Source organism: Heyndrickxia sp. FSL W8-0496 (assembly GCF_038007825.1).
GTDB classification, from domain to species: Bacteria; Bacillota; Bacilli; order Bacillales; family Bacillaceae_C; genus Heyndrickxia; species Heyndrickxia oleronia.
Genome location: NZ_JBBOXX010000001.1, coordinates 3,698,006 through 3,724,563, shown reverse-complemented (window position 1 = coordinate 3,724,563; position 26,558 = coordinate 3,698,006). Strand labels below are relative to the sequence as shown.

Sequence of the window (26,558 nt, the reverse complement as noted above, 5' to 3'; positions counted from 1 at the left end):
ACTTGAGAATGATGATAGACTGAATAAAGAAAATAAGCGTGATGGTTACATTTATAAGAGATGAATAGTAAAGAAGGATGTGCAAAGTGATGGATTTCGAAACAGTTATGCAGGAGCTTGAGGATCTCGGGAAGGAACGAACGAAAAAAATCTATATTTCCAACGGTGCGCACGAACCGCTTTTTGGGGTAGCTACAGGTGCTATGAAACCAATGGCAAAGAAAATAAAAATAAATCAACCTCTAGCTGAGAAGCTGTATTCCACCGGTAATTATGATGCGATGTACTTTGCCGGAATTATTGCTGACCCAAAAGCAATGACTGAATCGGATTTTGATCGTTGGATCGATGGAGCATATTTTTATATGCTGTCCGATTATGTAGTGGCAGTAACATTATCAGAATCTGATATTGCACAAGATGTTGCCGATAAATGGATTGCAAGCGGGGACGAGTTAAAAATGTCAGCGGGATGGAGTTGCTACTGCTGGCTTTTGGGAAATCGATCGGACCATGAGTTTTCCGAAAGCAAGATTTCCACTATGCTTGATATGGTGAAAAATACGATTCATCATTCTCCAGAAAGAACGAAATCTGCTATGAATAATTTTCTATATACTGTGGGGGTATCCTTTTTACCATTACATGAAAAGGCAGTCGCGACAGCAAAGGAAGTAGGTATAGTAGAAGTTAAGCGGGACAAGAAAAAGAGCAGTTTCCTAAATGCTTATGAAAATATTCAAAAAGAAATTGAGAGAGACAGGCTTGGTTTTAAACGTAAATATGTAAGATGTTAAAAATCATCTGAATAACGGGTGTTGGTCCAAGGAGGATTAACGCTCTTTTTGTTGAAGTATTTAACTAAATAGGCTAATTGTCTATCTATTTTCATATTATACATATTAGGACTTTAAATGTAATTTTGATAGAAAGTGGTTTCATACTGAACCTCCAAACCAAACATTATTTTTGGATGCTTTTGTAAAATCCACTATTCTAAAGAAAAACAAATCAATCTAAGCAGGTGTATATGAATGTTGGCAAAAGAGCAAGCTTCCTTTGAGAGTTTTATAGATTCGCCAGAACAGCTAAAAAAAATATATAGACGTGTGTTGTTCGTCGTGAGCTTATCACAAATATTTGGTGGGGCAGGACTTGCAGCAGGAGTTACGGTAGGTGCTCTTTTGGCACAACAAATGCTTGGAACAGATGCCTATGCAGGAGTTCCATCTGCTTTAATTACTTTGGGTTCAGCGGGTGCGGCTTTTCTCGTAGGAAAGCTTTCACAACGTTATGGGCGTCGTACAGGTTTATCGACTGGTTTTATTGTAGGTGGACTCGGAGCAATTGGCGTAGTCATTGCTGCTATGATGAATAGTGTCATTTTATTATTTGCATCGCTCTTAATTTATGGGGCAGGAACTGCGACCAATTTACAAGCTCGTTATGCGGGGACTGACTTAGCAAATAGTAAACAGCGAGCAACTGCGATTAGTACGACCATGGTGATGACAACATTTGGGGCAGTTGCAGGACCGAATTTAGTAGAAATTATGGGCAAATTCGCAGTGTTTATAGGTGTGCCTTCTCTTACAGGTCCATTTATTTTATCAGCTACAGCATTTATCTTGGCAGGGACAGTGCTTTTTAGTATGTTGCGCCCTGATCCCCTAGAAATTGCTAAAAGGATTGCAGCGTATAAGCAGGTTAAAGGGCATAGAAATAAATCAGATTCTGTCAATAGGTCAAGAAATAAAAGCGGTCTTATGGTTGGTGCAACAGTCATGGTTCTAACTCAAATTGTTATGGTTGCTATTATGACGATGACACCAGTCCATATGAAACATCATGGGCATGGATTATCTGAGGTAGGATTAGTGATAGGATTTCATATAGGCGCAATGTATCTGCCTTCACTTGTCACAGGCATACTTGTTGATAAAATTGGACGAACAGCAATGAGTATAGCTTCAGGAATTACATTGTTATGCGCTGGCCTGTTAGCAGCATTAGCACCAAGCGATTCTCTTGTTCTATTAATAATTGCTCTATCTTTACTTGGATTGGGGTGGAACTTTGGTTTAATTAGTGGAACGGCTCAAATAGTTGATTCTACAGAGCCTTCAACCCGAGCAAAAATTCAAGGAACCCTCGATGTTTTTATCGCATTAGCAGGGGCTTCAGGTGGAGCCCTTTCGGGAATGGTGGTAGCTAATGCAAGTTATACAGCATTATCTTTGAGTGGGGGTCTTTTATCTTTACTTCTTATACCAATTGTCATCTGGTCTCGTAGAGGGAATGCATAATAGAGGTTTAAAAGAAATCACTTTTTTAAGAATGAATGGAAATGAATGTATCTTAGGTAAAGTCTTGTTACTGCAAAATGTAATAGGGCTTTTATTTTTGAAATTAAAAGTATGATAAGATCGTGTTGTGATAGAAGGTAAGAGTCATAAAATGTAGATGATGAACAAGTATTTTCGTAAAACTGCTCGTATGGTATTTATGAAACTGTATTTGCTACTTCTTCGAAATAATGGTCCTTATATTGGATAATTTTAATATATCATCAGGTTCGGGTTTGTAACGAAACTTCTTCCAATCAGTGGAGCTGCTTTTAGGTAAACATCTTTTCCTTTACTTTAAATAAAAAGCATCCCTTGTTAAAGGGATGCTTACTATTGTTGCTCTTTCTTCAAATCATCCGCAATCGTCCAGAAGTTTTTGTCTGTAATTCTACAGCTGTTTTTACATCATTAAAGATAAAACCGTATAAGTAGATTGCTACTCTTTCATCATGGACGGTCAGTGAATAAAATAGATTTTTCAATACCTCTAGATAAAAAATGTATTTTCTAAAAGAAGGTTCACTTTTTAAATCATCTTATTTATAAAATTTCACACGGTCTTCAAGTGGTTGGAATTCTTTTTCACCCACTGGAGCTGTTGGATTACCAAATGGCATTTGCGCAATAAGCTTCCAATTACCAGGAATATTCCATTCTTTTTTCACTTCATCATCAATTAGGGGATTATAATGTTGTAAAGATGCTCCTAATCCCTCTGATTCCAATGCTGTCCACACAACTAATTGGTGCATACCTGATGCTTGGTTTGACCAAATTGGAAAGTTATCAGCATATAAAGCAAATTGTTCTTGAAGTGATTTAACTACGGCCTCATCTTCAAAGAATAATACTGTTCCATAACCTGCTTTAAAAGAATCCATTTTCTGTTGAGTTCCTGTAAAGTCTCCGTTACCAACTACTTTTCTTAATGTTTCAGTTGTAATGTCCCATAATTTATTATGTGCTTCACCAGTTAATACAACTAAACGTGCAGTTTGAGAATTGAAAGCTGACGGAGTGTATTTTACAGCAAATTCTACTATTTCTTTAATTCTTTCGTCTGATACTTGTACTTCCTTATTAATTCCATAGTAAGAACGTCTTTCTTTAAGTGCAGTATAGAAATCTTTTGTCATAGTCTTACTTCCTCCTAAATTTTACTATCCTTCAAATCTAAAATAAACTGCTGCTTGTCTAATCTACTTCAGAATTACTAACCATTCTCTTTTAATGTATCCTGAGTATTAAGTATTTACAGAAGTTTGAACAAGAGTATTTAAAATATCTTGAATAAAAGTATCTTCAATTCGAGATAATTATATTAAATCAAATTCGTATAGTCAACAAGAAAGCTCAAATTACATCGATAAGAATAAAATAAAATCTTGCAACTATTTTCGAAACTTCGCGCCTTTATTACAAACTCGTACTTTAATTCAAATTCACAACAATCCTAATTTCTTGAGATTGCATATAGAAATTAGGATTTTTAATATTGTTGTTTCCTTAACATTGTAAATCCGCATTTATCTTCATTTCATTATGAGAACCATGATCAAAGGTTCTCACATCTTTTACAAGTACACAATGTGTAAAAACAAGGACTTGCTAATGTCCATGTTTTACTTAGAGATGTAGTCCAAAAGTATCGAAAAAAAACACCTTACCGCCAAGAAGATAATAGGAGTAAGGTGTTTTTAAGTAATTTTAATAAAACATAGAGTTCCCTAAAAGAAATTAAGCAATCTCGTATGGAGGATACGTTTAACGGGATGCTTTTGGCGGTTGGCATACATCACATTTACGTTGATGATTATTTTTAAATTTTGTAAATGTTTTTTCAAAATTGCTGCCACATGCACATTTAAATTGTAACTTTTGAGAAAAACCATGAAATTCAGTCGTTAATAACTTACTATCTGAATTCTTCTCAACGAATTCCTTAATTTTATCGATTGTCCATCGTTTATTCATTCTCTAACACCTCAATATTTTGACATCATAAACGGAGGCTTTTTTATGGCAACCGTTCTATTATGAGTAAAAGTAGTCATCTCATCATCATATGAGCAAACATACAATGAAACAGATCGTTTATTTTGCTATCCTTTTAGTCCTGATTAAACCACAGCTGTTCTTTGTCATCCACATCACCATTATAATTGATTAGAATTTCATCCCCAGCTTTTATATCTGTGTAAGCAAAGAAATCAAATGTGTGATTTTTAAAGTTAATCTCATAAATTGCATTAGGTTCATAAGAATGGTTAAACAACATTCCATAACCAAGAAGGATTGCAGAATGATTTATGCCATACTCAAAAGCGTAATCAGCGAGTATGGTTTGTTCAATGTATTGATGCTGGTCGTTTGGATAGGAAATGACAGGTGCTTCATGGATAAGTTCTCCTTTTTTGATATCACATGTCGCAAATACCCCTCTATTGAATTCTCCATCACTTAGTGGAGATGTTTTTATTTCAATCATATTGTTCGCCTTCCCACTTTAAAAATTTTCTTACTAACTGTATCATTAAATTGGACAAAAAGCTCATTTTATTTAATAAAACCGAATCTTTTTATTCTACTTCATCTATGTAAGCAAGTGTGTTGCTTTAAGTACTACCATTGAATTTCAAATGGTTGGTGCTATTCTATATTCATCCCTCTACCTACAGTTAAAACGCATGTCCTGCACTAACCATATTTGTTGCCTTTATTTACTTGTGGACGAAATAGCGTTTCATCGTTTTCTAGCTTAGCATCAATAAACGCCACAATACTTTGAAGATCATGTATTTGAGTCATGACTTTTTCTTTATATTCTAAAAGAGTTCTTTTTAACTCGGGAGTAGAACTAAGTTTATCTTTTACAGGATATTGTAAAATATGTTTCATCTCGTTTAATGACATTCCTGTTTTTTTTAGACAAATGATTAGTTCCATTCTCTCTATATCTTCTTCATCGTATATTCGATGTCCATTCAGTTTTCTTTTTGCATAAGGAAGCAAACCGATTTTTTCATAATAGCGAATCGCATCTTCGGTTAAACCGGATTTCTTGGATACTTGCTTGATAGAATATGCACCCAAATCATCACCCCTAACTTGATTTTATTATATGTTAGAATTTAATCCACTGTAATCTACAGCCTAATAGATGTAATTAAAAACTAAACGAGAAACTCATTTTTGTAAATATCATACAGTCGATTAAGAATCGTCCCCTCATACTCCGAGAATTTAATTACAGTTTCTTTGCCCTTGTTTATAAAAATCCCAGTAGTTTCACTGTTGAAATCGAAAGCAGCATCGTATAAGCGAGATGCACCTCTACTTGGCGGAGAAAAAATAACGTTTCTTATTGGAATGAGGTAACTGGGTATTCTTTTGCCTTTAGTCAACTTCGTTCTGTTTGGTCCTGGACAGACACTACGGATTTTTATTCCCTCAATCAATAGCTTCGGAGCAATTCCATTTGTCCACAGCGAAAGGGCTAATTTACTGTTCCCATATGGACCTATAATCTTTTTAAATGGAATGAGCTTAGGATCGATTACTGTATTTAAGTCAAATTGCTTTAAAAATAATAAAGAATTGGAAGATGTATTAATGATCGTTTTATCCTGGCCCTGTAGTAACAGTTCTTTAAGTTCCATCGTAATGATGTAGGGTACTAATGTATTAACTTCAAAATGCATTTCACGTCCCTGTTTGGAATATTTGTATTCAGCAAAACAAACTCCTGCATTATTGAAAATCAAGTCAAGCTTGGCCTCTCTTTTCTTAATCTGACCTAGTACGTTTCTTAGGCTGGAGAAATCGGCTAAGTCAGCTTTATATATTCTTAACTTTTTCTTTCTAAGAGCATCAATGATTATTGGGTGGTCATTTGGAAAGTCAGATCGTATTAAAGAAATTACTTCCATTCCTTGGGATAACAGATTTTTCGTCAGCTCCAAGCCAACCCCAGAGTTAGCCCCTGTAATCAAAACTACTTTATTTTGTGCGTTCATTTTGTTCTTCCTTTCTGTGTTCCAATAGTAAACACAGAATACAACTTGGAGTGAACACCAAGTCAAGATAAATTGATTTAATTACAATATTGTGATTCAGCTTAGTGAAACTCTACTAGTATTAATAGCACATATATCAAATTTTAGATTTTGAAAAAAACCAAATACAGAAACTCCGTACTATAAAAAATGAAATAAAAATTGTAATCCAGCTGATATACCATTCCCAATGTATGTAATGAATGAGTTCGGTGTATTTTTCTAAAATTATTTCACCGATCGTCAATACTGTGCTGAAAACTATATAATAAACCAACTGGATAAGGGGACTTCGATGATTTGGATACCATACATTAAAAACGGCACATGTGACTGGAAAGAAATAAAATTCATAGTCAAAGCTAGTCCGGTTAATTGAAGCAAATGACCGAATAGGATATTCAATCAGTCCCAATTCTACGACCAATAGACCTACAAGAAAAGTAATGACCTGTTTAAACAAAAAGGCAACTACTGCAAGTCGAATTTTATTTTTAGGTATAAAAAATAGAATTCCTGTTGTTACTGCATACAAAGATAACAAGATCCACCATTCAATCCTCATTAGTGCCTCCAACGTACGAATGAATCGGAGTTTTTTCCTTATAGAACCAATTACAGCAGACTAGACTTATAGAAAAAAGAAATCCAATGTAAATCCACATACCTAACCAAGTTAAGGATCCATATTTTATTAAATCTGTATATCGTTCGAGAATGTAATCATAAATGGTGATGATAGAAATCCATACGAAAAAGGATGCAATTTTTAACCAAAGACTGTTCATTGACTTGCTATGTACATAATAAATGGAAAATAATATCGGATAAAAGAAATAATTGATTGTAATCGTGAGGTCAGTTGCTTTAGGAAATATACGAACGGGCGCACTTAACAAACCATATGTAAAAGAAGGCATATCACACAGCCAAATCAATGCTTGAAACATAATCGCAGCTAATAATCCCTTGCGCCGATCCTTTTGTGGTATAAACAGAATAAAGCCAATCGTTCCGAATAGCCACATTGCTGTCAAAATCATGTACTCCTTTACCATATTACAGAAATCCCCCTCCTATAAGAGAAGTATTGTTTTAGTATTTTGCCACCAAAGTTCATTTTTAATTATTTTCCAATCTACTTTGTTTTCCCTATTAAGGAAGTAACACATGATATAATATCTGTTAATTAAATAAACAGATTGAAATAATCAGTTATACGCTACTTTGATGTACTAATAAGGACATTTGGTATAAATTACTTCAACTAAGCTTTCAGGAAATGTCGTAAAGGATTATCTGCATAATCATTTTGAATGATCTATGAGTATAAAGATATAGGAGAGAATCTGGATGAACTTAAAAAAAATGTGGGAGAAGTATGGGAATGAAACCGAGTTTAACTTTTCCGTAATATCCGAGTTTATAGATGAGTTTGGGACAGAGTTAGTGTTTGAACCAAACTCTGTCATTATTTCTAGAGGAGACTTTCCAAATCATGTCTATTTCATTAAAGATGGCATAGCTATGGGTTTAAGAGATTATGAAGATGGAAGTGATTATTCCTATTTTCAAGTGGATAAAACGAACGGAAACATAGGGTTATTGGAGATAATGTCTAGAAGAGAACAATACATTGCCACGATAACCTGTTTAACAAAAGTAACGGCAGTTAGAATAGAATCGGCATTAGTTTATCAGTTGATTATGTCAGATATCTCCCTTTTGAGACGATGTTCTGTGTTATTAGCTGAAGATTTATATATTAGTTCAGGAAACGATGGTATTTTTTATCAATATAAAGGTATTGATCGAGTCAGATATTTTTTGATTAGATATTATGAGAGGAATAGCAATAAAAATAGTCTAACGAGATCAATTTATATTGATGATCAATATAAGGATATTGCAAGTCAAATAGGGCTAAGCATTCGTACAGTTGGTAGAAGCATCAAACAATTAAAAGAATTGAATGAGATATCAAGTTCTAATAGAAAATTAACGATGTCAAAACAGCAATATATAAAGATGAAACATAGTATAAATGAATGAAGTGCAAAAAATGATAAAGTTCACTCCAAAGGCGATATCTTATAAAAAGAATATCCGAACGTTATCGAATCTTTTCGCAAGGATTTGATGACGTTCGGATTATTTTTTGCCTGAAAAAAATAGTTGTTCCATCTCATTATGAAATATCAAGCGAAAGGACATTTGACCTTTTATCCGCTTTATAGCTGAATATATACTATATTTAAATCTTATATCTAGTAAAAAACAAAATGTTAGCGCTTTAAAATAAATGATTACTGGTATAAGGGAAGTTATATTTATTTGTGACATGTCATTATACATTTGAAATTTTAAATCTAATAAAAAGGAGCAGGATGATGAAAAGAGGGATAAGGTATGATTTTTCATTACTAGCATTATTATTAATCCCAGTAGGTGTTTCATTAAATGTAGTTGGTTATCAACTATCGACTATATTAAAGTTGCCAGTTTTTGTTGATCAAATAGGAACAATAATGGTATCGATGATTGCAGGACCTTGGATTGGATTGCTAACTGGTCTTTTAGGAAATGTCGTAAATGGAATGCTTAATCCTATTGCAATAGGGTTCAGTATCGTGTCAATGAGTATTGGTTTTGTATCAGGCTACTTATCAAAATGGAAATTTTATACGAATATTTTTGGTATCATTCTATCTTGTATACTATTAACAATTGTATCAGCATTCACGGCAGCTATCGTTACAGTTTTTATGTTTGGTGGAGTAACTGGTGCAGGGACAGATTTAATTACAGCAACGTTTCTTGCAACAGGAAAAGAATTATGGAATTCCGTTGTATCCACAAATTTAATTTCAGGTTCAATTAATACAATCCTAAATTTCGGTATTAGTTGGTTAATTATTAGAAGAGTTCCAGATAGATTTTTAATTAAGTTAAATTATGGTGAGCCATATATTAAGAAAGGGGGAAATGTGAATGGATAGTCGTATTGGAAAACTTTATCCTTCATCTAAATTTGCTTTTGTCATTCTAATTATTTTATTAAGTATGTTCACACCTGGATACTTGTTCCAATTTATGGTTCTTCCATTCATGTTACTAATAAGCATTGGTTCCAGAACAGCTACTAAGTTTTTAGCAACGTTTGTGAAGTCAATCGTAATTGTTGTGTTATTTATATTTATTATCCAAGTTTTTATTGTTGTGAATGATGATTCTCAAAAAATTTGGGGAATCATTCATTTTTCTCAAATTGGTTTAACGACAAGTTTAAATATGACAGCAAAGATTATTGCTATCAGTTCTAGCGTTATTTGGTTTTTCCAAGTTACTAGTGTAAAAGATATTATCTATGCATTAGAGAAATCTGGAGTTTCTCAAAAAGTGACTTTTGTAATCGCTTCTACTATTCAGCTTATTCCGCAAATGATGAGCTTGTCTAAAACGATCACCGATGCGCAAAGATCTCGCGGAATTGAAACCGAGGGGAGTATGTTCGTTAGAATGAAAGCTTTTGTTCCTATGATCGGTCCGTTAGTTCTATCATCGATTCAACAAATTGAAGAAAGAGTGTTAACTTTGGAATCACGCGCTTTTTCTTCTGGAGCAAAAAAGACATCCATTTACGAACTTAAAAAGCAAAAGGCTGATTATCTGATTATAACGTTTTGTGCAGTCATTCTAATCAGTTATATCGTTTGGAGGATACTTTCATGAGCATTCTATCGTTAAAGAATATTAGTTATAAATATCCTTTAGAAAATAAAGAAACGATTCGCGATGTTTCATTTGATTTCGAAAAAGGACGCGTCTATGGTCTAGTGGGAGCAAATGAGTCAGGAAAAACAACATTATGCAATATCATTAGAGGCTTTATCCCTGAGCTTTACAAAGGTCAATTAGTAGGGGACGTGACGATAAAAGGGAAACATTTAAATGAATATAATATCGGAGAGCTTGCTACAATCATCGGTTATTCGTTTCAAAATCCGTTTACCCAGCTATCCGGGGTAAAGGATACCGTATATGAGGAAATTGCTTATGGGATGGAAAATATAGGTGTGCCACGTGATGAAATGATAAAAAAAGTTAATGATCTAGTCAAAATGTTTCGCTTAGAAGATTTGATTAACAAGAATCCTTTTGAATTATCGGGTGGACAAAAACAAAGGGTTGCAATAGCTTCAATCATTGCTTTAGATCCAGAATTTATCATTTTAGATGAGCCAACTTCACAATTAGACCCTAAAAGTAGTGAAGATATTTTTAAAATCATCCATCTTTTAAAAAAGCAAGGTAAAACCATCTTGCTAGTGGAGCATAAAGTTGATTTATTAGCGGAGTATTGTGATGAAATTTTATTAATGAGCAAAGGACAGCTGGTTATGACCGGTCCTACAAAAGAAATTTTGGCAGATCCTAAGGTACTAAAGTATGGAGGGCAATTGCCACAAGTAGCGCTATATTATATCCAAAAGGCTAAGGATAATCATTCGAAAACTACAGATACGATACCTTTAACAGTACAAGAAGTACAGGACATCTTACGTAAGGATGGTGAAGTGTAAAGTGCCTTATCTATCACTAAAAAATGTTTGGTACACATATTCTAACGGTTATGAAGCTGTTCAAGATATTAATTTGGATTTTAAACTAGGTGAATCAGTTGCCATAATTGGGCAGAACGGTGCTGGTAAAACAACGACAGTTAAACTAATGAATAGGCTGCTATTACCAACGAAAGGTGAAGTTTTAGTAGACGGTGTTTCCACTAGGAAGGCAACCACTGCAGAGATTTCTAAGAAGGTTGGTTATGTATTTCAAAATCCCGATGATCAAATTTTTCAAGATACTATTTATAAAGAGATTGCATATGGCCCTAAGAACCAGAAATTAGGAGATGCTGTCGTGAAAGATAGAGTAGCGAAAGCAGCTGAAATTTGTGGTTTAACAGAGTCTTTAGATGAACATCCTTATAACTTACCTTATTCGAAAAGAAAATTTATAACCATGGCTGCAGTAATAGCTATGGATCCGCATGTGATCATTTTAGATGAACCTACTGCTGGACAAGATAGAGAGTCTACAGAACGGTTAGGCAATATTATTAACTATTTATCAGATCAAAATAAAACAGTAATTACTATTACACATGATATGGAATTTGTAGTACGTGAATTTAAACGAGTGATTGTTTTTGCGGATAAACAAAAAAGAAGAGATGCATCACCAATGGAAATATTTTGGGATGAAAAACTTTTAGAATTTAGTGATTTAAAACAGCCTGTCATTTGCCAATTGGCTACTATTTTAGGCTATGAAGGCGTATTAACGATTGAAGATTTATTGGAAAGGGAAAAACATGAAAAATATAATAATTGATTGTGATCCAGGACATGATGATGCCTTAGCTATTTTGACAGCGATAGCTAATTCTAACAAATTAAATATATTAGGAATTACAACGATTGGTGGTAATCAAACATTAGAAAAAGTTACTACCAATGCAAAAAACATATTGGAATTTGTAAATTCTACTATTCCGTTAGCAATGGGACAATCAGAACCATTAACAAAAGATCTCTGCGTTGCTCCTGAAGCTCATGGAGAAAGTGGGATGGACGGCCCTTACTTTAATGGAGAAAAGTACCCAATCACTTCAAACAATGCTATTTTATTTATGTATGAAACAATAATGAAATGCAATGATAAGGTGATTTTAGTTGGTTTAGGTCCATTGACCAATATAGCGTTATTAATAAAGGTATTTCCTGACGTTCGAAGTAAAATAGAATACATTAGCATTATGGGTGGGGGACTTGACCGTGGTAATAAAACACCATTGGCTGAATTTAATATTTATGTAGATCCAGAAGCGGCACAAATAGTGTTCAATTCTGGCATACCTGTTGTTATGTCAGGTTTGGATGTCACGGAGCAGGCTGAAATAACTATAGAAGAAATTAATTCACTAAAAAATAAAGGGAGAGTCAGTCATTTAGCTTACGAACTACTTCATTTTTACAATAAATCTGGTAGACAATTCGGGTTTATCAATAGCCCGATTCATGATTTATGTGCAGTGGCATATATATTAAATCCTAAGATGTTTTCTGGAACTTCCTACTATGTCGATGTGGTGACAGAAGGAAAAGCAAGAGGATTAACATTTGCTGATAAAAGATTAGTCTCAAACCAAGCAAAAAACATACTAGTATTAGAGAAGGTTAATCGAGAAATGTTTATATCTGAGTTAATAAATGCCTTAGAAGTTTTGGATGAGATATAATCATTGGAAAACTCATTTAGAAACACTAAGAATGTGGTATTAATAGATTATTAACAGTGCATTTTATGGATCATTTAGCGCCAAGCGTAGAAAAAACGCTCTGAGTTTAGAGTCTTAGCTCCTAAAAATTCCTATCCTGAACAGTCCCGTAAATGTTAGATACCAAACTAATTTTTACGGGGTGTTTTTTATGTCTATAAATATTGGAAAGTTAAAGCTGTGGATTGGAAATATGTCAATTTAACAAAGGGAAAAACCTCTTTTAACATGGAATTTTGATAGGGGATTTATCTAAAAGTAAATAAATGATCATGTTTTTTGCTTTAAATAAACTGAAAAAACATTAGTATTCAAAATTTATGATTGATGGTGGACTAGGATTGAATGGATTAAGATCAATAATAGTTCATCAATTATTTCCGCTTAAATTTCCAACTGATTATTCTCCCACTCCTCTAAAGTAATTTCTGCATTTAATGAGACAATACCTGTTTCAAGTGACAATTTTCTCAATTTGTTTTTAGCAAGGTTTTCATTAAATGGTAATAAATGACTATAACTCCATAATTGCACAGACAAATTAGGGTGATCTAATAATTTTACCAGAGCTGTTAATCCAATATCACCTAATCTCTTAAGATTATTGTAGTTTGTTATAATTTTTTTGTAACTTTTGTTAGCTAATTTATGATTTCCTTCTTCGGTAGCACATCCATGTAATATACAAGAATCTATATACTCATTAATGTATTTTTGAATGTCCATATAAACCTCCCATATCTTTACACCAAATTCTGAAAATCTTAATTCCAAATGGATATTAGTATTTATATTTTTATCCCTATTTATAAAAGGTTGTTTAGGGGAATATTACGCGCTTTTTTAGCATGGACACTTTCTTTTTCCATTTACATCTCGGAAACCTTTAATTTATATTTGCTCATACTACAATATAATATTTAGGTAATCTAGGAACAAAAATAAGATGCAACATAATAATCATTTGATAATAATTTATACGGAGATTGAAAGAGAATGAAAATAAATTAAATCAGTAACAACAGTAACCCAGCTAAAATAAATAAACCTCCAAAAAAAATACGAATTCCTACGCTAGTAATTGGTTCTGTTATAATATCTAAAATAACCTCTAAAATACCAATTATGTAGTACCACCATTTTTTATCTTTTTTATTCTCTTTTAAAAAGGCTGTTTTCGTATAGTTGTTGTTTTGTAAAAGCCCAACTACCGGCTTTTACTCCTAATAAAGGATCTAGCGGTTCTTATGGAGATTGTAGCTCTTTTCTCAGTAAAATGAAACGTTTAGCGATCCTCAGTCGATATTTAATACTTATAACTTTACTTAAATAGCAACAATGTTTGAGAAAAGAGCCTTTTAAAAATATATTAATTCCAGATGCAACTAAATAAACTCCAACTAAAATAAATAATATGATAGATAAATATAACAACCGAACATCTCCTTAGAATTATGAACCTTTGCTTCTATAAGTATTGTTTTATTCAACTTAACTGAGTTTAAACCAAAGTTAATCATGTTATTTTCAATGCTGACAGTGGCAGGAACATGACAAAATTATCTAACCTTAAAATTTTTTTATTTCCTACTGGAATGGAATATTTTCGAATGTTTTCCGAATGGATTGTAACATTTTTAATAAAATTATTTCCATGTTGCATTGTGGTATATTTTGAAAATAAAGTAAATTCCGGTATATTAATCATATAATGACTGATATATTAATAAAAAACCTAATTAATATAACTGTATACTCATAAACTACTATCAGATTACCAAATGACAAATCTGCATCTAAAGTAAATACTAAAAAGAGAGAGCTGAAGGGAATAGAGGAGAGTGCGCAAGCTTTATTCTATCAATTTTGTACTACAGTATAATCATATTAAAATAAAGGGGACATACCATGAAAAAAATGATTTGGTCAGTTATTACATTAGGTCTTATTCTATTGGTTAATTGGGGGATTGCCAAACTATTCAACAGTTCATTTCTTGATTGGTCCTTTCTAACCGGACTTTTAGCAACCATCATTATCAGTTTTTTTAATTCTTCAGGTGGTTTTGCTTCAGAGCTAACTAATTCTAAACTGCAAAGCAGTAATGAAGATAATGAACTCGAAGTAGAGGTTTGGACCAAATTGGATAAAGTGGAAAGGAGCTTTCGAGCAACACCCTCATTTTATTTAGCACTGAGCTATACAATCATTACAGGCATCCTAACGTTTATTTTCTACAAAGACTTCATTTTCACTAAATAAACATTCATGTACGATAATTAAATTTTCCTTCTAATGAATGACAAAATAAAAAAAGCGAGTATTTCCTATACTCGCTAATCCCATTTTATAAATAAACAATTTGAGACATAATTTTGAACCATATTTTGTTTGTTAAGGTAATTATGGTAGCTCTTTTTAGCAAAAGACGCTATTTATCATGTGCTAATTTATTCCTATTCCTGTTGGTACAAGAGCATATGGATAATGAATCACAGCAAATAATCTTTATAATAGATTAGTAATACGATTAAAGAAATAATGGTGTAAATAAGTGATGTGAGGAATGTAATAGTAGGTGAAAATTTATATCTTTGTTGTTCAATTTTGTATCCTGTCGTCGATTGAATCTGCATATCGAGGCTATGACTGGTAATTCCCCCCTTTGAAGAAAAAAACCAAATAATTACTGTAACTATTACACCTACAAAAAATGTGATGTCTATAACTTTTGTATTTGTAAAATACGCTGTTCCGAAACTGAGTATGAATAAAATGATTAATGTAGTGAAGATTTTTAATAACTTTTTCATCGTTTAATTCATCCCCCCTTATACTCTCAATAATAGCATAAAATGGAAAGTGTATTCAAAAAAGTAAAAATATTTAAAGAAAACTATATAAAAACGAAAAAACATAAGGGATTAATCATGCTATAAACAATTAGTATGATAAACTAAAATTACAAATAATTCTAAAAAAGGAGGGTGTATATGAAAAAATATATTATTTTTATCGTTAGTTTTCTATTGTTTTATGCGGTATTACAAATAATATCAGGTCTCATTTTAACTGCAGTATATACTCCAGATCCTTCGATATTAGAGGGTAATCATCCTCAAGAGGTAGTGTTTGGAGGAACTTCTGCAATGCCACTACTGATAATATTGATTACTGCTACAGCTTCCTATATTCTGTCTCAAAAAATAGGCAAAACAACAAAGAATTAAATAAAACCAAACCAGAAATGATTCAATGATGGGAGGGGGATGAATAGTTGATTACATATAGAGAAATTGATGAATCATTTTTAAATGAATATGACAGGATTCCTATGCTAATACATGTAAAGAGTATATTTAGTGTAGAAAAGATTGACAATGGATTAGGAGGATTTCTATTAAAAGAAACTCCAGTTAAAGAGTACATAAAAGATTTAGGTGTATATGAACTGGCGACAAACTATTCTCAAAGTTTCGACATTTCCAATTGGGCATTTTTTATGGCATTTGATAATGAAATACCTATTGGTGCAGTGACGATTGCTTCAAAAACAAAAGATGTTGAAGTGCTCGATGGTCGAGATGATATGAGTGTGTTATGGGATATAAGAGTGGATGATAGATATAAGCAACAAGGTGTAGGTACAGAATTATTTAAGATGGCTGTTGAATGGTCTAAATCAAAAGGATTAAAGCAAATGAAAATAGAGTGCCAAAATATTAATGTTCCAGCATGCAAATTTTATCATAAACATGGTGCAGTATTAGGAAAAGTAGACGAATATGCCTATTATAATGATGCTGAAATAAAAGATGAGATTCAATTTATATGGTATCTAGATTTATAAGCTTCTCATTGGTATATCAGAGGTGAAATTATAATCCATTATCGATAAATGGAAGCGATCCCTTTAACAAGGAGATCGCGCTTTTTTTTGCCTTCAGTAAAATTTTATTAATTAAAATGAACGTTTTAATCGATAAAATTGTTACTTGTTTAGAAAAGGCTCTTTTCTTATAGATTCTTACGTTTAATAGGTCAGGTTTCAAGTCGTTTTCTAATTTTAGCAATTCTTAGTAATAGTAAACAACGATAAAAGTCTCTTGTATATAGGGAAATCAGAAAGGGAGATTTTACAGTTGAAATGCAGCAAGGATATTTAACAAGTGTTTTAAAGAAGAGCTTTAAAAATAAAATAGGGGGGTGGATTAATGGAACAAGTTAATGAAGGGAAGGAGCTATTTCATACTTATTATAAAGATGTTTTTCGAGCTTGTTATTATATGGTTCAAAATAAATATGATGCGGAAGATCTATGCCAGGACGTTTTTACTAAAGCATTATGTGAGGATTTTCAAGCGATTCAAAATCAAAAATCCTGGCTACTTAGTATTGCCATGAACATGTCACGAAATTATTTAAAGAAAAATAAAAGAATGATATTAAAGGAAACTGTTCAACTTCTTACATTCATGCGTTTTGGGGATAGCCCAACTATCGAACAAAAAATCGAAAAGAGTGAAAGTAAAAGTGAAGTAGTTGAATTAATGAATAAACTACCAATTCGCTTAAGAAAAGTCATGGTATTAAAGTATGTTCATGAATGTAAAGATAAAGAAATAGCAGATATTTTAAAGATCCCCGAAGGTACGGTAAAGTCTAGACATTTTAAAGGAAAACAATTAATTAAAAAGTTAATTCAGGAGGATAAAAATCTTTTCATTGAATGGAGGAATGGACTTGAGAAGTATTGAGGATCTATTAAAGGTAAAAGTAAAAAACGATATTATTGATATTCCTAATGAAAATAAAATGTGGAATAAAGTTGTTTCTAATCTTCAAAAGGGTGATCAGGCCACAACTAAACGTTTAATGAAGCCAAAGCTTGTAGTCTCTGTAATATTAATGGCTATCGTTTTAACAACTACTCCTGTATTGGCAAAATACTCGAATGAACTTTTAGAATGGATGCGAGATATAAATGGAAATGGAATTATTACCTCTTTAGAAAATGGATTCGGACAAGAAATCAACAAAACGACAAAAAATGGACTCGGAGTGTTACAGGTGCATAATGTCGTTTCGGATGAAAATGGTACTACTATTAATATTAGCTTAGATATCGATCATGATCATTCAATAAGTGCAGCAGGGTTTGATGATGCACTGTTAATAATGGAAGATGGAAAAGAAGAGAAGCTTGATGCAACTGTAGTTTATAATAAAAAATATGATAAATTAGTCGGCTACTTGCATACTGATAAAGAGATTTCAGCGGATAGTAAAGTCATTCTCCAAATTGGTGGTCTTTCCGAAATACAAACGAAAACAGTAAAGCTTAAATCTTTGATTCAGGACGATACAAAAACGATTCCAATAAATCAAGACGGCATATCTCAAATCAAGTTCATTTCTAATGAATATCGTAACGGGGAGTATCAAATAGATTATCTTATTGAATTAGAAGAGAAAAATAATATCGATCATGCTTCCTTAGTTTTTAGTTTTCAAGATAAACGCATTTTAAGTTCAGGAGTAGTATATAAACGTCCCCAACCGAATGTTCTAAAACTCAGTGAATCATTCAGGCTGGATAAAAATGAACTGGATAATGTAGAAATGAGTTTAGCATATAATGATAGAGGCAATTATTATCCTGAAATGTGGCAGCTGGAATTTGAATATAATTATAATCTTGCAAAAAAATCTACCTATACGATGAAATTAAACAAAACAATTGATATGGGGATCCAGAAGCTTCAATTGAAAAACTTAGTCATCACTCCAAGTAGAGTGAAGATATATTTTGACAAGAAAAATAGTAATAGTGAATCAAATGAAGTTTTTATTAATTATAATGAAGTAACTTTGCAAATTGGAGATGAAAGTTTGGAAGGATATATAGATAGTGAAGGCTATATTTCTTTTGAAACTCAGGGAGTATTAGAAAATATAAAAAGTAAACAAATTTCACTATCCTTCAATAATGCGAGAGTTAGTTATAAAGGGGGAAAACAAGACAAAGTACGCCTTACAAACATTTCTAATGAACCAAATACCATTCACACTGAAATAAAAGGTTTTCAAATAGAAATTACTTATTATTCTAAGGGTAATGATTTGATTGTAGAGTCTGAAAGTAATGACATTCGCTTTGGTGGGATTACACAAAGTGTCATTTATAAAAAGGACAAAAGGATTTTTGCTGATAAGCGTTCCGAGGATGGATTGCATCGACATAATAATCAAGTAGAAACATTTAAAAATATAAAGGATAAAGATCTTACTTTAAATATTTTTTTATTTACAGTTTACGAGGAACGTCCGAAAACTGTTATTCTTAAATAAACCATGTAATAAACTTAGCTCTTACGATCATTCATTTCGGGACTCATTCAATGGAAAGAGTCCCGAAAATACTTGGTCAATCAAGATTCATGGACAATTTCTTTCAAATAATCATCGCTATTCCCGGAATTACCTAATGACATTTGATTCGCCATTGCCAATAGGTAATCCACTTCCATCGATTTTGATACAATTAGTCGGTCTGTTTTGACCGTTAATCCTGTCTTCATACACTCCACTATTTCCACTTAAGAATTCCTGAAGAAATGCTATCGTTAGTTCTTGAATGGACTTCATTACATCAGGTGATTCATCAGAGATAAGCCTACTAATCGTTGAAAATGATAAATGCTTCGCACCGATTACTTTTATAAATGAGCTACTTTTAGGTAAATGCTCATACATTTCCATTTGTTTCTTGATATAGCGTTTAGCAATATTTTTGCTCTGTTCTTCGTCATCTTCGTCTAAAATTGCATCGAGATACTCTTCATAAGAAGTGGCTTCTTGACGAATATTCAGAATGGGGATATTAGGCATCTTGTGATCGATTAAATGCAAACTTGCATCATATAAAATGGCACATCGTATACGTTCTTCAATAGCAGCAATATTGAAAACGGTTGCTCCACCTAGTGAATGGCCTAATACGGCAATTTTATCGGTGTCAAATAATCCATTGAAAAATTTCTCCTGGTTCCATTTTTCTAAAGAATCCACTACTAATTGTACATCCTGCATTCTAGTTTTGATCTGTGTTTCGTCATTTGGATGTCTTTCTGCTTGTGTGATAACTTCTCCATTAGGAAAGACCGTTAAGAAACTATCATATGGTACACTAATTGCAACAACAATGTATCCTTTTTGGACTAATGCTGTTGTGATCTCAAGATACAAATCTCGATCGATCCCAAATCCTGGAGAAAATAATACGACCGGAAATGAAGTATTTGGAATAGGAGTCGCATGATCTTTAACAGAAATAATAACCTCTTTTAACTTTTCAATATGAATCCCTACATTGGAAAAGATGTCTATTGCTTCTTGAATGGCAGGGGAGAAAAGAGAGATAAGATTTGTTTCTATGTCAGTTATTGTATTCTCTAATGCTGGGTAAAAGATGCTGATAGGAAAAGAGCGCGATCCTCTACCTTTTGTATATATCTCTTTTCGACTTGTATCCTCTACAACTTTAACTACTCTACCAACCTTTAAATTAGTGAACATAAAAATTCCCCCATATATATATAAGAATATACTTTATTTTGTTTTCACAATTCTAGAGACTCATAGCTTTGTAAAAATTCCACAAATAGTTACATATTCCTTCTATAAAACAGCAAAAATAGATGTGGATTAGTACAAGATTGCAATAAAGCATAGCTTAAAACCATGCTACATCCATTATTACTAATTAATTTTCATAAACACATGAATATTAGAATGATAAAGGAAATTAAAAAAGGGGGAAAATGAAGTAGGAAAGAAGCCAATCTGGGGTCAGACCCCCACCCGGGATATCTAGAATACATATAGCTTTTCTGTATTAGATACAAGAATTTGGGGTCAGACCCCCCTTTTACCCTTTAATAATTAACAGCTTTTTCTTCATCAAGGGCTTTTGCAAGGGAAGCTTTGATTGTTACTTTATTTAAAGGCAGATTTAAGTGAATAGCAGCCATAGCTATTTTAGGTTGGAGGCCAGATAATATCGTTTTTACACCGATTAGTTGTAGGGCATCGATTAATTGGGAGAGATGATAGACAGACTCTTCATCAATTGTATGTACACCAGATAAATCTATGTAAAGTGTTTGAATACCGTTCTGTGCACACTTTTGAAGTGTACGTTCTATTAATAAGCTTTTATCAAAGTCAATATCTCCGATTAAAGGTAGTAGAGCACTATTCTTGTTTAGTGAAATGACTGGGGTGCTCAATTCACGAATAGTATCTTGTTGTGCTTTATTATTTGCCTCAGTAAATTTTTCAATGACTTTACTAAAAGCTTTAATAATGACTAAATGCCAGGAATGAATTTGCGAATGATTATATTCCCTTTCATTTATTGATATAAACTCTTCTATTAAATGGAAGTATTGATCCTGTACTCGAAAAAACTCCCTTATTATTCTGTTAATAGGAGTATTTACATGCTCTTCATCATAGGCAACTTCATTGATCCATTCCTCAAAGGAATTAAAAAATTTTGCTTCCTCTTCAATAAATACTTTGCATAAGTGCTTATGGAAATCATTATTTTGCCTTTTTAATTTCCTTATAACTTCAGAATTATTGGAACTATAAACACCATCATCATCATCTTTATTTAGTGAGTCATACCAATCCTCAGTTAATTGGTTGATTTTATTTAATAAAAAATTATATAAATCATTATTTCTATGCATATTTTTTCCACCCCCAAATCAAAGTTACCAATTAATTATATATCTTTATTCTTTTGGAGGGAATATTATTAATATTTAAATAAGAAAGAGGTTATTACACAGACTATTATTCCACCTTATTTTTAAAGCTAATTAGTAATGCTTTGATTGCCAAACCAATAGCTATCCCTGGTATAACAGACAAAATCGGTAACCAAATCGGACCAAATAACTGGCCGAATAATGTAAATGTTGATGAGTATATTGTGCCAACTGTAACGGTATATGCGGTGAACACAAATATGATGGAGGTATACGAATTTTTGCCACCACCTGCATCTTTGAATGCATCCCACATTGAAAAGAAATATAAACATGGGTAAAACATGAGCCAATCATAATTTGCTAGTGCAATGGATTTTTCAATTTCTCCATGAAAACTCAATACGATAATCGCATTAAAATGAGCTTTGACATTAATTAATACTTCCAATATTAAAAAAACAAGTCCTTTTACATACTTACCATTAATAATTTGACCAAATCCTGGGAAAGCGATACTCCATAATAATGCTTCTGTTGGTTTTTGTCTTGCCACATTACTCTAACCCCCTATTTAATTTTTCTATGGGTAAAGTTGCTTCCATCTCTCTAGAGTTTATTTTCTATTTTAATATGCCCTAATCAATTTTCCTTCAAAAATGTAACTATTGGCAGAACAGCAAATCATGGGTCTGACAAAAATCAAGGCAATATTCGAAATGAATAAATAATGATATTATTCTGATTTGGCTGTGAAATAATGTTTAATTAAATTTATTTTGGGTATATAAATAAATTGCAAAGGAGGTTAATCAATGGAAATAATCATGAAAAATATGAATTTTGATTTTCAACAAATCATAGAAGGAAGTTTAAATGCAAATATTATTTTAGATGACCGAATCATTGTTTATGCCAATAAAGCAAGTAAGTTGTTATTAGGATATAATGAAAATGATGAGATCCTTGGTAAAAGATTCGATCAATTTTTACATCCCGAATTTCATTCCATATGTAAGGAAAGACTAAGACGAGTGACAGAAAACATGGAGATTGCTCCATTAATGGAACAAAAAATGTTTCAAAAAGATGGTTCAGAAATTGATGTAGAAATAATGGCCATACCTTATAAACATTCAAATAATAAGATGATGTCCCAAATTGTTGTACGGGATATAACCGAAAAAAAACATGCTCAGCACCTTATCATGCAAACAGAAAAATTATCACTTATTGGAGAATTAGCAGCAGGTATTGTACATGATATCCGTAACCCCATCACTGCTATTAAAGGATTTCTGCAATTATTAAAAGCAGAAATAGCTAATAACACATACATAGATATAATTGAAACAGAAATTCAGCAAATTGAGGATATTGCCAATGAATTATTATTTTTGGCAAAACCTAAAGAAACCGTATGGCAAGTTGAAAGCCTGTTTGATATCTTAAATGAATCAGTAAATTTATTTAGTACGGAAGCATTTAAAAGGAAGATAAATATTAATATTTATACGGGAAAATATAAAAAGCTTTTTGTCCTAGGAGATAAGGTTCAGTTAAAGCAAGTTTTTGTTAATTTAATCAAAAATGCACTCGAGGCTATTAATAAGAGCGGAGAAATTATCATAAATATTAATAAAGATGATAAATATGTTTATACGAATATTCGAGACAATGGAATAGGGATTCCTTCTGATAAATTAGATCATATTGGACAATCCTTCTTTACTAGCAAAAAGGAAGGAACAGGTCTAGGTTTAATGGTTACCCAAAATATTATCTCAAGCCATAAAGGGAAAATTATGGTGAAAAGTAAAGAAGGAATTGGAACAAATTTTACCATCCAGTTGCCATTATACCCTTCATAAAAGTTCATTTTTATATCAATTAATTTATTTATACATATATCTTTTCAAGTTCATCTTTTACATAGTAGCAAATAATTTTTCTAACAGCTTTCATTCTTAGATAATAAATACAATTAACATATGAAAATTATTACGGAAAAACGTTTGGAGATTACTGCCAAACGTTTTTTATTATTGGTGAACGAAATGTAGAATGAGTCATTAGGGGGAAATTACCAGATGAAAGAGATGAATCAAACGATTACTATAAAAGGAAGAAATATGATATCAATGAAATTTTTTTTTAGAGGGTACATAAATGAAATCAATAATTAAGAATCTGCTATATTATTTTTGTATATTTTTATGTTGCATCTTGTTGAGCGCAATATTTAAACATCAGTTAAACCTTTCACCAACTTTTTTTAGTTGCCTAGGTTTGTTTTTGGGAAATTTAGTGCTTGTCTATTTCAGATCAAAAGGATTAGTAAAAGACAATCTAAAGGGAATAGCGAATTTAATGTATGAAGATGTTTCAGAAGAAGAATGGGATCAAGAAAACCTTACATAAAGAAATTTAGATTTCACGATTGAAAGTATTCAATATATTGATTTGTATACAAAAAAACTAATGAAAACCGAAAAGGGTACTGTATTGTTAAATGAAGCTCTTGATAATATGGTAAATCGCATTGGTGCATATATTGGTGAAGTAATAAAAAGGACTATCAATCAAGATTTTACTTGGTATGAATTCAACTCTGTTTATCATCATTCTAAGTCACTTGCTTGTGTGGCTGAAACTACTAGGCCATATACTCTCCTCTACTCTAAAAAGAAAGATAGAGCTATTTTACCTTTGAGCGTGGTAGAACAATTTTTAAAAGGGGATTCAGTATATACAAGCTTACAAGAATATGTTGAAAAAATGATACGTGCCTATTCACAATGATAAAAACTGTGTCCTAATATTTATATTTTGACAATAAAAATCCATTCATTCAATTATTTTGAAATAGTAGGTAGACAATTTTAAGTCTACCTTTTTTGCGACTTATTTTTCTATTTTACGTCTCAGTATGTAGAAAGGAGAATGAAATAATGAATAAGGGTATGGCAATTACTTGATGGAAGGGACTATTAGTAAGCTGATACTTAACTCAGGCTACCTTTGTCAAGCTTAGCGAAAATAAATTTTATTGCTAATTAGTAAGGTGTTAATGAATAATTATCAACAAAGTGGAAAATGAAGTAAATTATTCAAATAACATACAATGGAATGATATAATTTAAGAACGATCTACATAGTGAATGGAGGTAAGTAAAAGTGGTTTCTTTTATCGTTCAAATCGGTATTGCTAGTACTTTATTTATATTCTCTAGTATTGCCGCATGGTATGAAGGTAGCGAAATAATGGATAACCCTTGGGAATGGAGGTACTCTACACCTTTTACACACCTGGTAAAGGGGGGAGTTAGTTATGCAAACGAAATACTTCCTTTAGATTATTTTGTATATGCCATAAAATTTCAACCTACCTTCCCAATCATTATGCTGCTGACTAGTTTATATTTGTTCATAATCATTGGACACCGTTTATTGAAGCAAAGGAAAAAATGGTTTGCTTATTTTTTGACTTTCATAGGTGGCTCATTCGTTTTAGTTAGTTATTTCACTTTCAGTTCACCAACCGTTGGAGGTCGAATGATGTTCAAACTTTTCTTAGCTCTTGGTTTCTTGTTTATAGGAATTGGACTAATGAGTTATTTAGTGCGATTCAATCGAATGAAGGTGAAAAGGGGAATAAACTAGTTTTTGACTGTTAAGTGCATTGCCCATTTAGGAAGGATGCACTTTTTGACTTGAAAGAAGAAGTTTCTTTATTGGAAAGAATGGTTAGATTTGAAAATGAATTTTATATTTTTATTGTTAGTGAAGAAAAGGAGTATGAACGGATTGAGTTTAACGAATTACCTAGGATGTAATTTTATTCTACCAACCAATAATTTTTCTAGTAATAATATGATTATCATAGGAAATAACTTTTCAGATCACAGTAATAGAAAAAATGTTAGAAAACATATGACAACGCAAAACATCTATGAAATATCTACTTCAGAGAATGTGGGAATTTGTTTGGATAAGCAAGAAAGTAAAATTTCACCTCATAATTATCAAAAGGAACTACGAGCATTGAAAGCTCTACTTGACATGCTGGATAATTATCTCGATAACGGAGATTATTGTGAATTATATACTTGTTGGGTTGGAGAGGAATTAGAAGAAAGAAATATAGAACTGGATCAAACGATTATTCTCGGTGATTTAAAGATAGATAATATTGAAATTAAAGAGAATACACTAATAACTATAAGAAAGTAATTTTTTATCATAATCCACTGAACTAAATAGGTTTAATGAGTTGAAATGAAAGTGACAGCTAAAATATGCATTGTAACAATTTTTATAAAGGAGTGAAGGGTATGAAAAGGTTTGTGATTATAACAGTAGGCAAAACACATAGCGGAAAAACCACTTTTGCTAAATACTTAGAGCAAAAATTGTCTCATTCAATTGTCATTGACCAAGATAATCATGCTGAATTCATCAACAAGTATTATAGGGGATTAATACCTAATAAAGGGCCGAATACGATCAAATACACCATTACTCAAACAATTGTTGATTATGCGGTAAATCAAACAAATGATCATCTTATTATTTGTAATTCAAATCGTTCCCGCAAAGGCCGCTTGGATTTGCTTCATTACTTTCAGCAAAAGGGATTTATTCGTATCCTCGTTCATTTTGATATTCCAGATCATGTTCTTCAAGAGCGAGTATCTACCACTCAGCGAAGTACAGCTATATTTAGGAGTGCTTCTACATTTGAAGAGGTACTTACTCGTCAACAAGCGGAGTCGAATAGAAGTGACATAATGGATCCAATAGAGGGAGAAGCAGAACACTTATTTATCATTAAAAACCCAGAGGAAGTTCATTTTATCACCCAAAAAATTATTCATATTGCACAAGGTTGTTAAGGTATGGGCAAATTGAATTCAAGGTATTTCTCTATGCGTGATAAAAAGGTTTATTTAATGCTTATCCTATTTTTTTTTCCTTGTATTCTTTGGTTGTACGAAATCACCATCTAATAAAGAACCATTCGTACCTGAAT

At 32.2% G+C, this 26,558-nt stretch carries 30 protein-coding genes; 18 read left to right on the top strand and 12 right to left on the bottom strand.

The genetic code is table 11. The annotated features are described in order from the left end of the window. The first annotated feature begins 89 nt into the window (after window positions 1–89). Both NST63_RS18860 and NST63_RS18855 read left to right on the top strand, forming a co-directional pair. On the top strand, window positions 90–797 hold the full coding sequence (locus NST63_RS18860; protein WP_212942633.1) for a DNA alkylation repair protein: 708 nt from the start codon (window positions 90–92) through the stop codon (window positions 795–797). Between the two features lie 237 nt (window positions 798–1,034). Continuing rightward, window positions 1,035–2,306 (top strand): MFS transporter, encoded by a 1,272-nt coding sequence (locus NST63_RS18855; RefSeq protein ID WP_341043406.1) that lies wholly within the window; start codon window positions 1,035–1,037, stop codon window positions 2,304–2,306. A 578-nt stretch (window positions 2,307–2,884) separates the two neighbouring features. Here the strand turns inward: NST63_RS18855 and NST63_RS18850 are convergent. The 7 genes from NST63_RS18850 to NST63_RS18820 all read right to left on the bottom strand — a co-directional run bounded on the left by NST63_RS18850 (window position 2,885) and on the right by NST63_RS18820 (window position 7,461). Then, window positions 2,885–3,484, bottom strand: a complete 600-nt coding sequence (locus NST63_RS18850) for a nitroreductase family protein (RefSeq protein ID WP_071977153.1) — start codon at window positions 3,482–3,484, stop codon at window positions 2,885–2,887. 628 nt (window positions 3,485–4,112) lie between these two features. Next, complete coding sequence (locus NST63_RS18845) at window positions 4,113–4,322, bottom strand: hypothetical protein (RefSeq protein ID WP_180212745.1); 210 nt, start codon at window positions 4,320–4,322, stop codon at window positions 4,113–4,115. Window positions 4,323–4,458: 136 nt separating this feature from the next. Beyond that, complete coding sequence (locus NST63_RS18840; protein ID WP_212942629.1) at window positions 4,459–4,836, bottom strand: SET domain-containing protein; 378 nt, start codon at window positions 4,834–4,836, stop codon at window positions 4,459–4,461. 209 nt (window positions 4,837–5,045) lie between these two features. Next, window positions 5,046–5,441: a MerR family transcriptional regulator gene (locus NST63_RS18835; RefSeq protein WP_341043404.1), complete on the bottom strand. Its 396-nt coding sequence runs from the start codon at window positions 5,439–5,441 to the stop codon at window positions 5,046–5,048. A gap of 80 nt (window positions 5,442–5,521) precedes the next feature. After that, the gene (locus tag NST63_RS18830) at window positions 5,522–6,364 is read right to left on the bottom strand and encodes an SDR family NAD(P)-dependent oxidoreductase (protein ID WP_341043403.1); all 843 of its coding nucleotides are present in this window, start codon (window positions 6,362–6,364) and stop codon (window positions 5,522–5,524) included. 136 nt (window positions 6,365–6,500) lie between these two features. After that, window positions 6,501–6,968 carry a CBO0543 family protein gene (locus NST63_RS18825; protein ID WP_341043402.1) on the bottom strand — a complete coding sequence of 156 codons (468 nt, stop codon included), beginning with the start codon at window positions 6,966–6,968 and terminating at the stop codon, window positions 6,501–6,503. Continuing rightward, window positions 6,958–7,461, bottom strand: coding sequence for a CBO0543 family protein (locus tag NST63_RS18820; RefSeq protein ID WP_341043400.1), 504 nt, complete (start codon window positions 7,459–7,461; stop codon window positions 6,958–6,960). The genes NST63_RS18825 and NST63_RS18820 overlap by 11 nt, the downstream gene beginning before the upstream one ends. A 295-nt stretch (window positions 7,462–7,756) precedes the next feature. Between NST63_RS18820 and NST63_RS18815 the strand changes: the two genes are divergently transcribed. The 6 genes from NST63_RS18815 (at window position 7,757) to NST63_RS18790 (ending at window position 12,707) form a co-directional block, all read left to right on the top strand. Then, complete coding sequence (locus NST63_RS18815; protein ID WP_180212750.1) at window positions 7,757–8,455, top strand: Crp/Fnr family transcriptional regulator; 699 nt, start codon at window positions 7,757–7,759, stop codon at window positions 8,453–8,455. A gap of 338 nt (window positions 8,456–8,793) precedes the next feature. After that, window positions 8,794–9,402: an ECF transporter S component gene (locus tag NST63_RS18810; protein WP_058004993.1), complete on the top strand. Its 609-nt coding sequence runs from the start codon at window positions 8,794–8,796 to the stop codon at window positions 9,400–9,402. After that, window positions 9,395–10,135 (top strand): energy-coupling factor transporter transmembrane component T, encoded by a 741-nt coding sequence (locus tag NST63_RS18805; protein WP_341043397.1) that lies wholly within the window; start codon window positions 9,395–9,397, stop codon window positions 10,133–10,135. Before NST63_RS18810 ends, NST63_RS18805 begins: the two co-directional genes overlap by 8 nt. Further along, complete coding sequence (locus tag NST63_RS18800) at window positions 10,132–10,986, top strand: energy-coupling factor ABC transporter ATP-binding protein (RefSeq protein WP_341043396.1); 855 nt, start codon at window positions 10,132–10,134, stop codon at window positions 10,984–10,986. The genes NST63_RS18805 and NST63_RS18800 overlap by 4 nt, the downstream gene beginning before the upstream one ends. Before the next feature lies 1 nt (window position 10,987). Next, the gene (locus NST63_RS18795) at window positions 10,988–11,800 is read left to right on the top strand and encodes an energy-coupling factor ABC transporter ATP-binding protein (RefSeq protein ID WP_341043395.1); all 813 of its coding nucleotides are present in this window, start codon (window positions 10,988–10,990) and stop codon (window positions 11,798–11,800) included. Continuing rightward, a complete protein-coding gene (locus NST63_RS18790) occupies window positions 11,781–12,707 on the top strand; it encodes a nucleoside hydrolase (RefSeq protein ID WP_341043394.1) in 927 nt (308 codons plus the stop codon). The genes NST63_RS18795 and NST63_RS18790 overlap by 20 nt, the downstream gene beginning before the upstream one ends. A 423-nt stretch (window positions 12,708–13,130) precedes the next feature. On the opposite strand, the gene NST63_RS18785 is transcribed toward NST63_RS18790, so the two are convergent. Next, complete coding sequence (locus tag NST63_RS18785) at window positions 13,131–13,472, bottom strand: hypothetical protein (protein WP_341043393.1); 342 nt, start codon at window positions 13,470–13,472, stop codon at window positions 13,131–13,133. Window positions 13,473–14,654: 1,182 nt separating this feature from the next. Between NST63_RS18785 and NST63_RS18780 the strand changes: the two genes are divergently transcribed. Beyond that, window positions 14,655–15,008 carry a hypothetical protein gene (locus tag NST63_RS18780; RefSeq protein ID WP_341043392.1) on the top strand — a complete coding sequence of 118 codons (354 nt, stop codon included), beginning with the start codon at window positions 14,655–14,657 and terminating at the stop codon, window positions 15,006–15,008. Window positions 15,009–15,238: 230 nt separating this feature from the next. Here NST63_RS18780 and NST63_RS18775 read toward each other — a convergent pair whose 3' ends face one another. Beyond that, the gene (locus NST63_RS18775) at window positions 15,239–15,559 is read right to left on the bottom strand and encodes a hypothetical protein (protein ID WP_180212753.1); all 321 of its coding nucleotides are present in this window, start codon (window positions 15,557–15,559) and stop codon (window positions 15,239–15,241) included. A gap of 180 nt (window positions 15,560–15,739) precedes the next feature. Between NST63_RS18775 and NST63_RS18770 the strand changes: the two genes are divergently transcribed. The 4 genes from NST63_RS18770 (at window position 15,740) to NST63_RS18755 (ending at window position 19,097) form a co-directional block, all read left to right on the top strand. Continuing rightward, the gene (locus NST63_RS18770; protein ID WP_180212754.1) at window positions 15,740–15,976 is read left to right on the top strand and encodes a hypothetical protein; all 237 of its coding nucleotides are present in this window, start codon (window positions 15,740–15,742) and stop codon (window positions 15,974–15,976) included. A 47-nt stretch (window positions 15,977–16,023) separates the two neighbouring features. Further along, window positions 16,024–16,596 carry a GNAT family N-acetyltransferase gene (locus NST63_RS18765; protein WP_212942608.1) on the top strand — a complete coding sequence of 191 codons (573 nt, stop codon included), beginning with the start codon at window positions 16,024–16,026 and terminating at the stop codon, window positions 16,594–16,596. A gap of 364 nt (window positions 16,597–16,960) precedes the next feature. After that, window positions 16,961–17,503 (top strand): RNA polymerase sigma factor, encoded by a 543-nt coding sequence (locus tag NST63_RS18760; RefSeq protein WP_180212756.1) that lies wholly within the window; start codon window positions 16,961–16,963, stop codon window positions 17,501–17,503. Then, window positions 17,490–19,097, top strand: a complete 1,608-nt coding sequence (locus NST63_RS18755) for a DUF4179 domain-containing protein (RefSeq protein ID WP_341043389.1) — start codon at window positions 17,490–17,492, stop codon at window positions 19,095–19,097. Before NST63_RS18760 ends, NST63_RS18755 begins: the two co-directional genes overlap by 14 nt. Window positions 19,098–19,226: 129 nt before the next feature. On the opposite strand, the gene NST63_RS18750 is transcribed toward NST63_RS18755, so the two are convergent. The 3 genes from NST63_RS18750 to NST63_RS18740 form a co-directional block, all read right to left on the bottom strand. Continuing rightward, window positions 19,227–20,324 (bottom strand): alpha/beta hydrolase family protein, encoded by a 1,098-nt coding sequence (locus NST63_RS18750; protein WP_341043388.1) that lies wholly within the window; start codon window positions 20,322–20,324, stop codon window positions 19,227–19,229. A gap of 359 nt (window positions 20,325–20,683) precedes the next feature. Continuing rightward, window positions 20,684–21,505, bottom strand: a complete 822-nt coding sequence (locus tag NST63_RS18745; RefSeq protein ID WP_341043386.1) for an STAS domain-containing protein — start codon at window positions 21,503–21,505, stop codon at window positions 20,684–20,686. Window positions 21,506–21,611: 106 nt separating this feature from the next. After that, entirely contained in the window at window positions 21,612–22,082 is a 471-nt protein-coding gene (locus NST63_RS18740) for a hypothetical protein (RefSeq protein WP_341043384.1), read from the bottom strand. A 259-nt stretch (window positions 22,083–22,341) separates the two neighbouring features. Here NST63_RS18740 and NST63_RS18735 point away from each other — a divergent pair, with 259 nt between their 5' ends. The 5 genes from NST63_RS18735 to NST63_RS18715 all read left to right on the top strand — a co-directional run bounded on the left by NST63_RS18735 (window position 22,342) and on the right by NST63_RS18715 (window position 26,421). After that, a complete protein-coding gene (locus NST63_RS18735) occupies window positions 22,342–23,397 on the top strand; it encodes an ATP-binding protein (RefSeq protein WP_058005008.1) in 1,056 nt (351 codons plus the stop codon). Between the two features lie 634 nt (window positions 23,398–24,031). Beyond that, complete coding sequence (locus NST63_RS18730) at window positions 24,032–24,328, top strand: hypothetical protein (protein WP_341043382.1); 297 nt, start codon at window positions 24,032–24,034, stop codon at window positions 24,326–24,328. A 375-nt stretch (window positions 24,329–24,703) separates the two neighbouring features. Continuing rightward, window positions 24,704–25,189, top strand: coding sequence for a YjdJ family protein (locus NST63_RS18725; protein WP_341043381.1), 486 nt, complete (start codon window positions 24,704–24,706; stop codon window positions 25,187–25,189). 144 nt (window positions 25,190–25,333) lie between these two features. Then, window positions 25,334–25,759: a hypothetical protein gene (locus tag NST63_RS18720; protein WP_341043380.1), complete on the top strand. Its 426-nt coding sequence runs from the start codon at window positions 25,334–25,336 to the stop codon at window positions 25,757–25,759. Window positions 25,760–25,860: 101 nt separating this feature from the next. After that, the gene (locus NST63_RS18715) at window positions 25,861–26,421 is read left to right on the top strand and encodes an ATP-binding protein (protein ID WP_212942594.1); all 561 of its coding nucleotides are present in this window, start codon (window positions 25,861–25,863) and stop codon (window positions 26,419–26,421) included. Window positions 26,422–26,558 lie beyond the last annotated feature (137 nt).

Excerpts from the sequence above, each read along its gene's own strand:
- NST63_RS18860 (WP_212942633.1), top strand. The coding sequence starts at position 90 with ATGGATTTCGAAACAGTTATGCAGGAGCTTGAGGATCTCGGGAAGGAA.
- NST63_RS18855 (WP_341043406.1), top strand. The coding sequence starts at position 1,035 with ATGTTGGCAAAAGAGCAAGCTTCCTTTGAGAGTTTTATAGATTCGCCA.
- NST63_RS18850 (WP_071977153.1), bottom strand. The coding sequence starts at position 3,484 with ATGACAAAAGATTTCTATACTGCACTTAAAGAAAGACGTTCTTACTAT.
- NST63_RS18845 (WP_180212745.1), bottom strand. The coding sequence starts at position 4,322 with ATGAATAAACGATGGACAATCGATAAAATTAAGGAATTCGTTGAGAAG.
- NST63_RS18840 (WP_212942629.1), bottom strand. The coding sequence starts at position 4,836 with ATGATTGAAATAAAAACATCTCCACTAAGTGATGGAGAATTCAATAGA.
- NST63_RS18830 (WP_341043403.1), bottom strand. The coding sequence starts at position 6,364 with ATGAACGCACAAAATAAAGTAGTTTTGATTACAGGGGCTAACTCTGGG.
- NST63_RS18825 (WP_341043402.1), bottom strand. The coding sequence starts at position 6,968 with ATGAGGATTGAATGGTGGATCTTGTTATCTTTGTATGCAGTAACAACA.
- NST63_RS18820 (WP_341043400.1), bottom strand. The coding sequence starts at position 7,461 with ATGGTAAAGGAGTACATGATTTTGACAGCAATGTGGCTATTCGGAACG.
- NST63_RS18815 (WP_180212750.1), top strand. The coding sequence starts at position 7,757 with ATGAACTTAAAAAAAATGTGGGAGAAGTATGGGAATGAAACCGAGTTT.
- NST63_RS18810 (WP_058004993.1), top strand. The coding sequence starts at position 8,794 with ATGAAAAGAGGGATAAGGTATGATTTTTCATTACTAGCATTATTATTA.
- NST63_RS18805 (WP_341043397.1), top strand. The coding sequence starts at position 9,395 with ATGGATAGTCGTATTGGAAAACTTTATCCTTCATCTAAATTTGCTTTT.
- NST63_RS18800 (WP_341043396.1), top strand. The coding sequence starts at position 10,132 with ATGAGCATTCTATCGTTAAAGAATATTAGTTATAAATATCCTTTAGAA.
- NST63_RS18790 (WP_341043394.1), top strand. The coding sequence starts at position 11,781 with ATGAAAAATATAATAATTGATTGTGATCCAGGACATGATGATGCCTTA.
- NST63_RS18785 (WP_341043393.1), bottom strand. The coding sequence starts at position 13,472 with ATGGACATTCAAAAATACATTAATGAGTATATAGATTCTTGTATATTA.
- NST63_RS18780 (WP_341043392.1), top strand. The coding sequence starts at position 14,655 with ATGAAAAAAATGATTTGGTCAGTTATTACATTAGGTCTTATTCTATTG.
- NST63_RS18775 (WP_180212753.1), bottom strand. The coding sequence starts at position 15,559 with ATGAAAAAGTTATTAAAAATCTTCACTACATTAATCATTTTATTCATA.
- NST63_RS18770 (WP_180212754.1), top strand. The coding sequence starts at position 15,740 with ATGAAAAAATATATTATTTTTATCGTTAGTTTTCTATTGTTTTATGCG.
- NST63_RS18760 (WP_180212756.1), top strand. The coding sequence starts at position 16,961 with ATGGAACAAGTTAATGAAGGGAAGGAGCTATTTCATACTTATTATAAA.
- NST63_RS18750 (WP_341043388.1), bottom strand. The coding sequence starts at position 20,324 with ATGTTCACTAATTTAAAGGTTGGTAGAGTAGTTAAAGTTGTAGAGGAT.
- NST63_RS18745 (WP_341043386.1), bottom strand. The coding sequence starts at position 21,505 with ATGCATAGAAATAATGATTTATATAATTTTTTATTAAATAAAATCAAC.
- NST63_RS18735 (WP_058005008.1), top strand. The coding sequence starts at position 22,342 with ATGGAAATAATCATGAAAAATATGAATTTTGATTTTCAACAAATCATA.
- NST63_RS18715 (WP_212942594.1), top strand. The coding sequence starts at position 25,861 with ATGAAAAGGTTTGTGATTATAACAGTAGGCAAAACACATAGCGGAAAA.